The following is a 12,575-nucleotide window of genomic DNA, read 5'->3' as shown; positions in this document are numbered from 1 at the left end:
GCCGATCGGGCATCTGCCTGTTTCGGCATCACCGCATGTGAAGTAACCGCATTTGAAGTAACACCGTGACGTCATATAGCGGTCGTCACCTGAACATTGGGAGAGGAATCCCCTGTGCTGATTTCCCAGCGCCCCAGTCTGTCCGAAGAGACCGTCAACGACAGCCGTTCGCGGTTCGTCATCGAGCCGCTCGAGCCCGGCTTCGGCTACACCCTCGGCAACTCGCTCCGCCGGACGTTGCTCTCGTCCATCCCCGGCGCCTCCGTCACCAGCATCCGCATCGACGGTGTGCTGCACGAGTTCACCACGGTGCCCGGTGTCAAGGAAGATGTCACCGAGCTGATCCTCAACGTCAAGGACCTGGTCGTCTCCTCCGAGGACGACGAGCCGGTCACCATGTACCTGCGCAAGCAGGGCCCGGGTGAGGTCACCGCCGCCGACATCGCGCCGCCGGCCGGCGTCACCGTGCACAACCCGGACCTGCACCTGGCCACCCTGACCAAGAAGGGCAAGCTCGAGATCGAGCTGGTCGTCGAGCGTGGCCGCGGCTACGTGCCGGCCGCCCCGAACAAGGTGGTCGGCGCCGAGATCGGCCGGATCCCGGTCGACTCGATCTACTCGCCGGTGCTCAAGGTCACCTACCGGGTGGAGGCCACCCGGGTCGAGCAGCGCACCGACTTCGACCGGCTGGTGCTGGACGTGGAGACCAAGTCGTCCATCTCCCCGCGGGACGCGCTGGCCTCGGCCGGCACCACCCTGGTGGAGCTGTTCGGGCTGGCCCGCGAGCTGAACCTGAACGCCGAGGGCATCGAGATCGGCCCGTCGCCGGCCGAGGCGGACCACATCGCCGCGTTCGCGCTGCCGATCGAGGAGATGGACCTGACCGTCCGCTCCTACAACTGCCTCAAGCGCGAGGGCATCCACACCGTCGGTGAGCTGGTCGCCCGCACCGAGGCCGACCTGCTGGACATCCGCAACTTCGGCCAGAAGTCGATCGACGAGGTCAAGGTCAAGCTGCACCAGATGGGCCTGGCGCTCAAGGACTCGCCGGCCGGGTTCGACCCGACCGCCGCTGCCCTGGCCTACGGCAACGACTGGGGCTCGGGCGCGTCGGATTCCGACGACGACTCGGGTGACGACACCGACTACGCGGAGACCGAGCAGATCTGACCGTGGCCGGATCCGATCCGGCCACGGCGGTTCCGCCGCCTCGGCGCCCGCGCCCCACTTCCGGGGCCAAGCACCACATCTGACGTACCACCGAGAACCCCGCCGGGAGGCGGGACACCCTAGGAGCACGACATGCCCACCCCCAGCAAGGGCCCCCGCCTCGGCGGCTCGCCGCAGCACGAGCGGCTGATCCTGGCCAACCTGGCCACCCAGCTGTTCGAGCACGGCAAGATCACCACCACCGAGACCAAGGCCAAGCGGCTGCGTCCGGTGGCCGAGAAGCTGATCACCTCGGCCAAGCGCGGCACTCTGCACGCCCGTCGCGAGGTGCTCAAGACCGTCCGCGACAAGGACGTGCTGCACAAGCTGTTCGCCGAGATCGCGCCGAGCTTCGCCACCCGCGAGGGCGGCTACACCCGGATCACCAAGGTGCTGCCGCGCAAGGGCGACAACGCCCCGATGGCGCAGATCGAGCTGATCACCGAGGAGACCGTCACCGCGCAGGCCTCCAGGGCTACCCGCAGGGCTGCCTCGCAGCAGAAGGCCGACAGCAAGCCGGCCGAGTCGACCGAGACCACCGACAGCACCGATGCGGCGGCCGAGGACGCCCCGCAGGCTCTGGTCGACACCGATGGCGCCGCCACGGCCGAGGTCGAGGAGAGCACGTCAACGGACGAGGCTCCCTACGGCGCGGGCAGCCATGCCCCGCTGGAGGACGGCAGCGCACCGGAGGGCTTCCCGATCAAGGGCAATGCCGACTCGATGCTGTACCACGTGCCGGATTCGGCGTTCTACGAGCGCACTGTCGCCGAGGTCTGGTTCGCCACCGCCGAGGACGCGGAGGCCGCCGGATTCCAGTTGCCGCCCTCGCAGCGCGAGGACGCGTCCGAGGACTCGGCAGCGGACAGCGCTGAGGACTCCGACAACGGCTGACGGCCGGCGCCCGGATTCACGAAGGCCCGTTCCCTGCAAGGGGAGCGGGCCTTCGGCATTCGAGCGCACCGGCGCTGTCCGGCCGGTCCGATACCCTCGGGCGGTGACGACGGAGATTCCTGCGGCGCCGCCCGTCAGACTGCGGCTGGACATCTCCTACGACGGCACCGACTTCGTCGGCTGGGCGGTGCAACCGGAGCGGCGCACGGTGGCGGGAGTGCTGGGCGAGGCGCTGGCCGTCCTGTTCCGCACCCCGGTGTCGCTGGTGGTGGCCGGACGCACTGACTCGGGTGTCCACGCCACCGGTCAGGTGGCGCACCTCGACGTCGATCGGATGGCGCTGATTTCTCTGACGCCGCGACATCGCGACCGGTCGCTCGACCAGGGCTGCGCCGGTCTACGCCGCCGGCTGGCCGGCCTGCTGCCGCCGGACGTCAGGGTGCGCGCGGTGACAGTCGCCCCGGCCGGGTTCGACGCCCGCTTCTCGGCCCTGCGGCGGCACTACCGCTACCGGATCAGCACGGCGGATTGGGGGGTGGACCCCCTGCACCGGTCCGACGTGTTCGCCCGGCCCCGCCCATTGGACGCGGTGGCCATGCAACGGGCCGCTGACACCCTGCTCGGGCTGCGGGATTTCGCAACCTTCTGCAAGGCCCGCCCGGACGGCACTACCATCCGAGAACTGCAGCAGCTGTCGATCACCACCGATGACGACGACGTGGTGATCACGGTCGCGGCCGATGCGTTCTGCCATTCGATGGTTCGATCGCTGGTGGGCGTGCTGATCGCGGTCGGGGAGGGACGGATGCCGATCACCGAGCCGGCGGTGCTGCTGCAGGCGAAGCGGCGGACCTCTTCGGTGCACACCGCGCCCGCCAGGGGGCTGACCTTGGTCGGCGTCGACTACCCAGCAGACACGGCGCTGGCGGCCAGATCGGCGGCCACCAGGGCGCAGCGCAGCGACCTCGATGTCCGGACGGCTGCCGAGGCGATGACAGACCAGAACAACGGGGCTTCCCGGGACGAAGAGGAAATGTGATGACGGTGCGGCGGACACTCAGCTGGCGGGCGGCGATCGCGGTGATTGCCGGTGCGGCACTGATCGCGGGCTGTGCGAACTCGGTCGCCGGCTCCGCGCAGGCTGCGCCCGACGCGACCGGACTGACCTCGGCGCCGACGGGATCGGCCGGCCCGACGCCGACGCCGACCACCGACCAGAGCTCGCCGCCGGCAACCCCGACCTCGCCCGTGACGACTGCCGGGCCGCCTCCGGACACCGCGGGGTCGACCCCGGCCACCGCTGGATCCAGCGATCCGTCGTCGTCGGCGTCGAGCACCGGCGGCGGCGAGGACCCGCTGTATCCGATGGCGCCGCGCGCACTGAACAAGAATCCGACCAGCGAGGAGTCCGCGGCCGCCATCGAGGGCCGCCGGCTTGCCGGCTATGTGGTGCACCCCACGGCGGTGATGCCGACCTACACCGTCGGCAAGAGCCCGACCTACCCGTACAAGAGTGCGGACGCGTTGTCACTGCTGTTCACCGAACCGGTGCCGGCCGTTGCCGGCCGGGACGGGATGTACGCGGGATTCTCCAGCGTCAGGGGCACCGAGGACAACTCTGCAGCCCTGGTCGTCGCGGTCCTGGAGTTCCCGGACCGGGCCAAGGCAGCCAAGGCCGCCACCGACATGGCAGCGGCGGCGAAGGACGACGGCGACGCGAAGCTGACCATCCCCGGCTTCCCGAAGGCTGTGGGATGGACGGCCAAGAGCACCCGCGGCCAGTACGCGCACGCCTTCCAGGCGATCGGCCCGCTGGTGATGTACGCCTGGATCGAGGGCAAGGCAACCGACAAGGCGCAACAGCCTAGCTACCTCGCGAAATACTTCAGTATGGAGAAAGCAGCCCTCAAGGATTTCAAGGCGACCCCCAAGGACAAGCTCAAAACCCTGCTGGTGGATCCCGACGGGCTGTACGCCAGGACCCTGCCGATGCCTTCCGGTAAGGGCGATGTCTCCAATGGCGCGTACACGGCCGCCGCGATGATGCACCTGATGGGCGACTACGCCCAGGACGGGAAGGCGTTCAAGGACGCCGGGGTCGACTCGGTCGCCTCCAACCGGTCCACCGTGTACCGGGCGACCGACAACAGCGGTGCGACGCTCGTCCGGGACACCTTCTACCAGGAGATTCGGACCCAGAACCCGAAGATGCAGGACCTGGCGCTGCAGGGGACCCCGGACGCCAAGTGCCTGGAGGACGCGCTGAACGCCAGCTACTACTGCACCGGAGCGGTGGGCCGGTACGCCTTCGAGTTCCGATCCGACAGCGCGACGGATGTGACGAAGTCGCTGGCCTCGCAGATCGCGATGCTCAACGCCTGACACCGGCCATGGGCCGGCTCACTTTGACCTGGTCCGGTCCTTCGCGGTAATCTTGACCCTTGTGCGCCCCACGGGGGAGTTGGTGCGCGCCGCCAGATGAACCACCAGAAGGATCTGTGCCGGTGAACCGGTCCGGAACCACCGAGCTGTTCACCCAGTTTTCTAGACGAAGAGGCAGACCTGTGCGCACGTACAGCCCCAAGCCCGGCGATGTGACCCACGCCTGGCACGTGATCGACGCGACCGATGTCGTGCTGGGCCGGCTGGCCAGCCAGGCAGCGCAGCTGCTGCGCGGCAAGCACAAGGCCATCTATGCGCCGCACATCGACACCGGCGACTTCGTCGTCATCATCAACGCGGAGAAGGTTGCCATCTCCGGCAACAAGCGCGACGGCAAGGTGCTCTACCGGCACTCGGGTTACCCGGGCGGGCTGCGGTCACAGACCGTCGGCCAGCTGCTCGACAGCAAGCCGGACAAGCTCGTCGAGAAGGCCATCATCGGGATGCTGCCGCACAACTCGATCGGCCGCCAGATGGGCCGCAAGCTCAAGGTCTACGCCGGCCCCGAGCACCCGCACGCGGCACAGAAGCCCGAGCCGTTCGAGATCATCCAGGTAGCCCAGTGAGCACCGACACCCCTAGCGAGAACACCGAAATGAGCGACGCAGTGAGCAACCCCGCCAGCGAGACCCCCGAGGTCGAGGCCACGGCCGACCCGGCGACCGATGCCGCTGACACCGCCACCGAGGCCGCTGCCACCGAGGCGCCCGCAGCCGAGGCCCCGGCGGACGAGGTCGAGGTCGACGTTGTCGAACCGGCCGAGGTGATCGAGCCGGTCGTCACCGACGAGGCGCCGGAAATCGTCCCTGCCGTGACCGTGCACGTCGCCGTCGACCGCCCGGTGCAGACCGTCGGTCGCCGCAAGGAGGCCATCGTCCGGGTCCGCCTGATGCCCGGCACCGGTCAGTTCACGCTGAACGGCCGCACCCTGGACGGCTACTTCCCGAACAAGGTGCACCAGCAGCTCGTCAAGGAGCCGTTCGTCAACCTCGAGAAGGACGGCATCTACGACGTCTTCGCCTCGCTGTCCGGCGGCGGCGTCACCGGCCAGGCCGGCGCGCTGCGGCTGGGTATCGCCCGGGCGCTGATCGAGCTCGAGCCGACCGATCGCCCGCCGCTGAAGAAGGCCGGCTTCCTCAAGCGCGACCCGCGGGTCAAGGAGCGTAAGAAGTACGGCCTGAAGAAGGCCCGCAAGGCCCCCCAGTACTCCAAGCGCTGATCCAGCAGCGCCGCGACATGGCTCGGCTCTTCGGAACCGACGGTGTTCGGGGTCTGGCCAACGCCGACCTCACTCCTGCCCTCGCGCTGCGTCTGGCCACCTCGGCCGCCCGTGTGCTGACCGCCGATCCGGCGAAGGCACGGGCGGCTGCTGTGTCTGCCGGGGGCGACCAGAAGCCGCCCACCCGGACCCGCCCGCTCGCCGTGATCGGCCGCGATCCGCGGGCCAGCGGCGAGATGCTGGAGGCCGCGGTGGCGGCGGGGCTGGCCTCGGCCGGCGTCGACGTCGCGCTGCTCGGGGTACTGCCGACGCCGGGTGTCGCCTATCTCACCGGGGTACTCGGCGCCGACCTCGGCGTGGTCATCTCGGCCTCGCACAACGCGATGCCGGACAACGGGATCAAGATCTTCGGCGCCGGCGGTTTCAAGCTCGCCGACGACGTCGAGGACGCCATCGAGGCCGGGATGGATGCCGAGCTGCCGTTGCCGACCGGCGACCGGGTCGGCCGGATCTACGACGAACACGGCGCGGTGGACCGTTACGTCGACCATCTGCTGGTCTCCATCCCGCACGCGCTGACCGGCATCAAGGTCGTCGTCGACTGTGCGCACGGCGCGTCCTCGACGGTCGCCCCCGAGGTCTACCGGCGGGCCGGCGCGGAGGTGATCGTGATCGCCGGCGAACCCGACGGGTTGAACATCAACGAGGGCGTCGGCTCGACCCACCTGGACGGGTTGCGGGCGGCGGTGGTCGCCAACGGCGCCGATCTCGGCATTGCCCACGACGGTGACGCCGACCGCTGCCTGGCGGTGGCGGCCGACGGCTCGGACGTCGACGGCGACGCCATCCTGGCGGTGCTCGCGCTGGCCATGCAGGAACGCGGGGAACTGAACTACGGCACCGTGGTGACAACGGTGATGGCCAATCTCGGGTTCCATCAGGCGATGCGGCGGGCCGGCCTCACGGTCAAGACCACGGCGGTCGGCGACCGCTACGTGCTGGCCGAGATGAACGCCGGCGGATACTCGCTGGGCGGCGAGCAGTCCGGCCACATCGTGATGAGCGACTACGCGACCACCGGCGACGGGCTGCTCACCGCGACCCACCTGATGGCCAGGGTGGCGGCCACCGGCATCACGCTGGGCAACCTGGCCAAGGTGGTGACCAAGTTCCCGCAGGTGCTGATCAATGTCCGGGTCGCCGACAAGGCCGCAGTGGCGGACTCGGCCGCCGTTCGGTCGGCGGTTGCCGAGGCGCAGGCCGAACTGGGGGAGTCCGGCCGGGTGCTGCTGCGGCCGTCCGGCACCGAGCCGCTGGTCCGGGTGATGGTCGAGGCTCCTGAGGGGACGGTGGCCAAGGGCATCGCCGAGCGGGTCGCCTCGGTCGTCGCCTCGGCCTGACTGAGGCGATAGCGCTGCCTGGGTTCCGCTGCAGACGCCCGGTCAGTCCGGCGCCGTGACCGTGAGGCCGTTGCTGCGAGCGGCTTGGGCCAGTCGATCGTGGCGGACCGTGCTGCCTGGGTCATGACAGTGACAGGAACCCATCCGCTGCTCTCGGTCGAGCGAGAAATGCGATGGCGACGAGGAGGGCCAAACCCACGGTTGCCCATCCCACAGTCGTCCAGGGGACGGCAAGTGGCATGTCGACCGGAATCAGCCTGACCCATGCGATGAAGAGGCCACCCGCTACGCCGAACACCCAACCAACCGCTATCGGAATGACGGAGCTCAGTAATCCGGTCAAGGTGACGGCCGCCGCCGACATTCCGAGGGCGGCGAGTTGGCGGTAGGTGCGACAGTTTTCGCGGGCCGCGGCGACCATCGCTGTGGCCGCCAGCAGCAGTGCCAGCACACCGCCGGCGCGGACGAGGAAGTCGGTGGTGCCACCCAGCCGGTTGGTCGGTGGCGTATCGACCGAAACGTCGCGGCTGAGCATGCCCTGGGCCATAGCCGCGGACCGGATCTCGACGAATCGATTCGCGGCAGCAGGGATTCGGTAGTCGAGTACTTTCGCGGTCGTCCCCGTAGGGAGCGCCGATGTGAGGAGGACGGCGGTGGTCACCTGCCGGGCACTGTCGTCGGCCTGCCGTCGACGAAAAGTGATGTGCCGATGGTCGCCGGCGGACGGTCCGGTGAGCGTCGTTGATCCGCCGCCGGGTGCGGACCCGAGCACCAACAATTCGCCGCGCGACAGGGCCGCCGCGTCCTCCGGCGACGCCGATAGCCCGGTCAGCTTGCTGAGGTCACTCGGATCGTCGATCACCGTGATCTCGCGGCTGTCTTCGCCGATTGCCGGCTGCCAGCATGATCCGTCGGGAGAACTGGTCAGACAGCGCAAGGCGACCGGCTCCTGCCCGGCGGCGGCACCGATCGCCCGCACTGTCTCCGGCGGAAGGGCGTGCCCGTGACTGTTGATGCGAACCTGCCCGGCGGGGGGATTGGCCACGTGCAGTAATTGCTGCTGTCGATTCAGGGACTGGCCGCTGGCGGCAACTCCGATCGGCAGGCACAAGCCCGTCAGCACCGCAGCCACCGTCACGAGCGTGCGGCCCTGGTCGCGAACCACGAGTACGCCCCCGATGTCGGCGGGTATCCCGAGGCGGCGAAGTATCCGATGTAGCACGGCAACGAGGTCGGGTGCGCTGGAGATCAGTAGGACGATGAACGAACCGATGGCAAGGAAGGCGCCCGTCATGTCGTCGCGCAGCGTGGCCACGCTGATTGCGGAACCGACGATCGCCAACGCCTGAATTGTGCGACGGATCCACCCGCGGCGTCCGCGGACCGGCACGTTGTCGCTCGCCGGCCTTGCTCCGGCGCCCTGATCAGCATCCCGGGCGACACGTGCACTCACCAGCCACGCCACGACCACCGTGGTCGCGACGGCCAGGCCCGCCATCGTGATCGTTGCGGTCACCGAAATGCCGTGCTGGGTAACGACACCGCGCTTGAGTGCGGCGGCCAGTGCGGCGGTCAGCATGGGTGCCAACGCTGCTCCGATGCCGACCCCGACGACGGCCGCGGGCACGGCGACCAGCAGTGCCCCGAGCACGATGAGGGAACGAATTCCTCGACGCCGCAGGCCGAACGCGCTCAGCACGGCAAAGTCCGCTCGAGTCCGCCGCAGCCTCACGACCAGGCCGAAGGCCGCGCCGACGACGGCGAGAATCACCACCGGAATGGCGACCAGGGTTGGTTGCTGGACATAGAAGGGATCGCCGGCAAATGCGGCGGTGGCGTCTGCGACCACTGCTCTCGGATCCTTGATGCTGACCGCACCGTCCGGTTTCCGGGGATCGACGAGGACGTCACGGGTCGGGAAAAGTGACGACCGGATCATGGACGGCACCTGTAGGGACCGCCACGTTCCGGCTTCGCCGAGGATGGTCAGCTCGTCCGTCCGGCGCAGTGGCTCCACGACGCCTGTGATGGCGACCGGATGTGCCGGGTCGCTGGCTACGACCACTTCGGAACCCGGTGTGAGCTGCAGTTGTTCGGCGAGTTCAACACTGACCGCAGCGTGGCGTGGTGAGTTCGGCAAGCGCCCGGCGATGACGCGGTACAGCTCGTCCGACTGGACCGCGCCCCAGTGGGTTTCCCGGTAGATCACCTCCGCGCCGGCACCGTGAGCGGTCGCCGGTACGTCGTAGATCTCGGTGCGGATGGTCGCAACCTTCATGTCTGGGCCAAGTCGGGTGGCCAGATCATCGGGGATGGCGCCGTCGCCGACCGAGATGCTCGCGGCGTGGCCGCCGGTCATCAACTGGACAACCTGCTCCCGGGTACTGGCCACACTCTGTGCGGCAGCAACCCCCGCGACGGTCGCGGCGAGTGGGAGGGCTACCAGGACAGCAGTGACGACGGACGAGCGTCCCACGAAGAGTCGTGAGGCGAGCCGCCACCACAGGTCCTTGGTCATCAGCTGCTTTGGGCCCGCATTCCGCCCGTCAACTGGCGGTCGCTGATGACCACGCTTCTGGTACCCCAGGCGGCCAGAGCCGGGTCGTGGGTGGCAACCACGACCGACGAACCACCGTCCGCGGCACGATGCAAGGCTCTGTACACGATCGCAGCAGTCTCCTTGTCCAGCGCTGACGTCGGTTCGTCAGCCAGCAGGATTGGTTTAGGGATCGAGATCGCTCGGGCGACGCTCACCCGCTGACGTTGGCCGCCGGACAATTCACCTGGAAACCGATCGCAATATTCCGCCAATCCAACTACATCTAGGGCGCTCAGTGCGATAGCCCGTGCATTCTTTGAGGGTGCCCCGTTCAATCGAGCCGCAGTCCGACATTCTCCGCGACGGTGAGCATGGTCAGGAGATTGAACTCCTGAAATACCACAGCCGACCTGGTCGCGCGATAATGGGCGCGTTGATCGCTATCAGTCGTCGTGAGATCGACCCCGGCGCATTGCACCACGCCCTCGACCGGAATGAGCAGCCCGGCAAGGATGGCCAACAACGTGCTCTTTCCGCTGCCGCTCACGCCGTGCAGGACCACGAACTCGCCAGGTTCAACCGTGAAGGAGACGCCAAGCAGGGCACAGTGCTCGTCCGAAGGTCCGGGATATCGATAGCTGAGCTGAGAGATTTCGATCGAGCCGTTGGTGACCAGGACCGGCGTCTTCTGCACGCGGATCAGCAGACTGCAGCGGAGTGGTAGACGCGCATCAATGAGTCTCGTCATTGAAGTCGTAGCCGACATTCGCCTGCCTGGTACCGGTGTTCAAGCAGATGTATGAGTTTCCTGCTTTGCCTCGACCGAGGCCGAGTGCCACTGCGATCGAGATTCCGGCGAACGACTTCTTAGACATCGAAGTTCCCCTTGCCTCTGCCCCCCGACGGGGAGCGATTTTAAAAAACGTTAGGACTGGCCAGATGCCTTGTCAATAGCCAGTTGTAACGGACAGTTCCCGAACTCGTTGGCCGCGAGAATCCTACTTTTTACCGACGCACCACGCCTTGGTCGCCCGCCGGACCGATCGACTGAAGTGTCGAGTTCCGCGGGCCGGGTCCCACGGTAGTTGCCCGACATCCCTGGCTGCGACCGGCTGGCTGAGCACCTGTGGTGGCCGAACTGGGCGAAACCGCCCGGGTGCTGCTTCGGCCGTCAGGCACCGAGCCGCTGGTCCGGGCGGTCGGGGCCCCGGAGGGGCGGTCGACACCGGCGTCGCCGAACGAGTCGCCACCGTTGTCGCTTCGGCCTAACCCGGCGGATTTCCCGCGTTCTCGGAAGCCAGCCATTCGTCGAAAGTGATGCTGCCGCGCGGGCCGTCCGCGTCCGGCAGCGAGCCGCCGGTGGCCATCGCAGTGCCCACCTTGCCGGGCAGTCGGAACGCCACGATCGGTTTGCGGACGCCACGCGCCTTGGCTACCCGCCGAACCAGCTGACTCATGTCGAGTTGCTGCGGGCCGGCCAGGTCGGGGACCCGGCCGGCCGGTGGCCGACGGGCCAGGTCGGCAAGCAGCTGCCCGACCTCCCGGGCGGCGACCGGCTGGCTGAGCATCTTCGGGCCGATGACGACCGGGCCGGTGCGATCGAGCATCTGGCCGGCGAACTCGTGGAACTGGGTGGCGCGCAGCACGGTGGCCGGAACCGGTCCGGCCAGCGCCGCCTGCTCCTGGCTCAGCTTCGCGGCGTAGTACCCCAGCCCGACCCGGTCGATGCCGACGATGGAGAGCAGTACATGGTGTCCGACCCCGGCACGTTGCTCGGCCGCCAGCAGGTTGCGGGTGCCGGTCTCGAAGAACGCGGTGGCCTTCTTCCGACTCATCGTCTCGATGTTGCTGACGTCGATCACCGCGTCCACTCCGGCCAGCGCGGCGTCCAGCCCGGCTCCGGTGGTCAGGTCGACCCCGGTCGACCGACTCAGCACCACCGGCTCGTCGCCGTTGCCGCGGACCGCCTCGACGACGAACCGCCCGACCACGCCGGTGCCACCGGCGACCGCGATCTTCATCGCTTCAACTACTGCTCGTCCTGCGGATCGCTCAGATCGACGATCGAGGTTCCGGGAATCTTCTCCTCCAGCTCGTCGGCCAGCTGGTCCTGCCCGGCCAGGTGCCGCAGGAAGAAGGCGGTGGCCAGCGTCCGGGTTGCCTGCTGGATCCGCTTCTCGGCACCATTGCCGGACAACGCGGTGGTCCAGTGCCGGCCCTCGGCCAGCCCGAGATGCTGGGCGCCCTTGACCTCTCGCAGTTGCACCGGGCCGCCCCAGGACCTGGCGAGTTCCGCGCCGGCGTTCTCGCCCATCCGGTCGGCAACTCCGACCAGGTGCAGCCCGGGGACGGTCACGTCGCCGGCGACCCGCAGGGCCGCCCTGCTCGCGCTCGCGGTGACCGTCGCGACCGCCTTGATACCGGAGTCGACCGCCGCGGCCAACACCGCGGCGCCGCCGCCCAGTGAATGCCCGAGCACCCCGAGCTTGCTCGCGCTGCCGGTCACCACGCCGCCACCCAGGCTGCCCGCGACCACGGAGCGCAGTGACCTCGACAGGTCGGCACCCAGCCCGGAGTAAGACGGCACCGGCCCGCGCTCGGTGGCGGGTGCGACCACGATGAAGCCCCAGGACGCCAGGTAGCGCAGGGTCCCGGCGTACCGGTGGACGGGCTGCAGCCAGCCGTGCCCGAAGGCGATCACCGGCAGGTCCCGCCCGCTGACGGGCGCGAATACCGAGCCGGGAAGGCCGACCGCGGCCAGATCGCCGGAGGCGATCCGGTGCGGGCCGGGCCGGGACAGGTACTCGAGGGTCGGCTTGTCGACCGACGGTGACGACGAGCGGGCCATGATCCTCCCTGGGACAGGTGCGTT

Annotated in this window: 12 protein-coding genes and 1 pseudogene; 8 read left to right on the top strand and 5 right to left on the bottom strand. The window is 68.7% G+C overall.

Annotation, left to right across the window (positions count from 1 at the left end; all coding sequences use genetic code 11):
• The first annotated feature begins 114 nt into the window (after positions 1 to 114).
• The 7 genes from K340_RS0106275 (at position 115) to glmM (ending at position 7,164) form a co-directional block, all read left to right on the top strand.
• On the top strand, positions 115 to 1,170 hold the full coding sequence (locus K340_RS0106275) for a DNA-directed RNA polymerase subunit alpha (RefSeq protein ID WP_029136088.1): 1,056 nt from the start codon (positions 115 to 117) through the stop codon (positions 1,168 to 1,170).
• Positions 1,171 to 1,302: 132 nt separating this feature from the next.
• Positions 1,303 to 2,103 (top strand): 50S ribosomal protein L17, sunset domain variant, encoded by an 801-nt coding sequence (gene rplQ, locus K340_RS37410; protein ID WP_029136087.1) that lies wholly within the window; start codon positions 1,303 to 1,305, stop codon positions 2,101 to 2,103.
• Between the two features lie 103 nt (positions 2,104 to 2,206).
• Complete coding sequence (gene truA / locus K340_RS27905) at positions 2,207 to 3,142, top strand: tRNA pseudouridine(38-40) synthase TruA (RefSeq protein ID WP_154674107.1); 936 nt, start codon at positions 2,207 to 2,209, stop codon at positions 3,140 to 3,142.
• Positions 3,142 to 4,485, top strand: a complete 1,344-nt coding sequence (locus tag K340_RS0106260) for a DUF7373 family lipoprotein (protein WP_029136086.1) — start codon at positions 3,142 to 3,144, stop codon at positions 4,483 to 4,485. Before truA ends, K340_RS0106260 begins: the two co-directional genes overlap by 1 nt.
• 182 nt (positions 4,486 to 4,667) lie before the next feature.
• Positions 4,668 to 5,111 (top strand): 50S ribosomal protein L13, encoded by a 444-nt coding sequence (rplM, locus tag K340_RS0106255; RefSeq protein WP_029136085.1) that lies wholly within the window; start codon positions 4,668 to 4,670, stop codon positions 5,109 to 5,111.
• Between the two features lie 29 nt (positions 5,112 to 5,140).
• Positions 5,141 to 5,764 (top strand): 30S ribosomal protein S9, encoded by a 624-nt coding sequence (gene rpsI, locus K340_RS37470; RefSeq protein ID WP_084614111.1) that lies wholly within the window; start codon positions 5,141 to 5,143, stop codon positions 5,762 to 5,764.
• A 17-nt stretch (positions 5,765 to 5,781) separates the two neighbouring features.
• A complete protein-coding gene (gene glmM, locus K340_RS0106245; RefSeq protein WP_029136083.1) occupies positions 5,782 to 7,164 on the top strand; it encodes a phosphoglucosamine mutase in 1,383 nt (460 codons plus the stop codon).
• Between the two features lie 121 nt (positions 7,165 to 7,285).
• Here the strand turns inward: glmM and K340_RS0106240 are convergent, their stop codons facing one another.
• Genes K340_RS0106240 through K340_RS37255 form a run of 3 tightly spaced genes read right to left on the bottom strand, consistent with a single transcriptional unit; the run spans position 7,286 to position 10,397 of the window.
• Positions 7,286 to 9,682: an FtsX-like permease family protein gene (locus tag K340_RS0106240; RefSeq protein WP_029136082.1), complete on the bottom strand. Its 2,397-nt coding sequence runs from the start codon at positions 9,680 to 9,682 to the stop codon at positions 7,286 to 7,288.
• Positions 9,682 to 10,038 carry an ATP-binding cassette domain-containing protein gene (locus K340_RS37260; RefSeq protein ID WP_281170690.1) on the bottom strand — a complete coding sequence of 119 codons (357 nt, stop codon included), beginning with the start codon at positions 10,036 to 10,038 and terminating at the stop codon, positions 9,682 to 9,684. The genes K340_RS0106240 and K340_RS37260 overlap by 1 nt, the downstream gene beginning before the upstream one ends.
• Positions 10,035 to 10,397: an ATP-binding cassette domain-containing protein gene (locus K340_RS37255; RefSeq protein ID WP_051265268.1), complete on the bottom strand. Its 363-nt coding sequence runs from the start codon at positions 10,395 to 10,397 to the stop codon at positions 10,035 to 10,037. The genes K340_RS37260 and K340_RS37255 overlap by 4 nt, the downstream gene beginning before the upstream one ends.
• 426 nt (positions 10,398 to 10,823) lie before the next feature.
• Between K340_RS37255 and K340_RS37465 the strand changes: the two are divergent.
• Positions 10,824 to 11,021, top strand: a pseudogene (locus K340_RS37465) (hypothetical protein); the annotation flags it as partial.
• Here the strand turns inward: K340_RS37465 and K340_RS0106230 are convergent.
• Positions 10,969 to 11,724, bottom strand: a complete 756-nt coding sequence (locus K340_RS0106230; protein ID WP_029136081.1) for an SDR family oxidoreductase — start codon at positions 11,722 to 11,724, stop codon at positions 10,969 to 10,971. The pseudogene K340_RS37465 and the gene K340_RS0106230 sit on opposite strands and share 53 nt — an antisense overlap.
• An 8-nt stretch (positions 11,725 to 11,732) precedes the next feature.
• Positions 11,733 to 12,551, bottom strand: coding sequence for a poly(ethylene terephthalate) hydrolase family protein (locus tag K340_RS27895; protein WP_037363054.1), 819 nt, complete (start codon positions 12,549 to 12,551; stop codon positions 11,733 to 11,735).
• Positions 12,552 to 12,575 lie beyond the last annotated feature (24 nt).

The organism is Nakamurella lactea DSM 19367 (assembly GCF_000426645.1).
Taxonomy (GTDB): domain Bacteria; phylum Actinomycetota; class Actinomycetes; order Mycobacteriales; family Nakamurellaceae; genus Nakamurella; species Nakamurella lactea.
This window is presented reverse-complemented; position numbering and strand designations above follow the sequence as displayed.

What these genes read in the sequence shown, in the direction of transcription:
- rplQ (WP_029136087.1), top strand. Translation starts at nt 1,303, where the DNA reads ATGCCCACCCCCAGCAAGGGCCCCCGCCTCGGCGGCTCGCCGCAGCAC.
- K340_RS0106260 (WP_029136086.1), top strand. Translation starts at nt 3,142, where the DNA reads ATGACGGTGCGGCGGACACTCAGCTGGCGGGCGGCGATCGCGGTGATT.
- rpsI (WP_084614111.1), top strand. Translation starts at nt 5,141, where the DNA reads ATGAGCGACGCAGTGAGCAACCCCGCCAGCGAGACCCCCGAGGTCGAG.
- glmM (WP_029136083.1), top strand. Translation starts at nt 5,782, where the DNA reads ATGGCTCGGCTCTTCGGAACCGACGGTGTTCGGGGTCTGGCCAACGCC.
- K340_RS0106240 (WP_029136082.1), bottom strand. Translation starts at nt 9,682, where the DNA reads ATGACCAAGGACCTGTGGTGGCGGCTCGCCTCACGACTCTTCGTGGGA.
- K340_RS0106230 (WP_029136081.1), bottom strand. Translation starts at nt 11,724, where the DNA reads ATGAAGATCGCGGTCGCCGGTGGCACCGGCGTGGTCGGGCGGTTCGTC.
- K340_RS27895 (WP_037363054.1), bottom strand. Translation starts at nt 12,551, where the DNA reads ATGGCCCGCTCGTCGTCACCGTCGGTCGACAAGCCGACCCTCGAGTAC.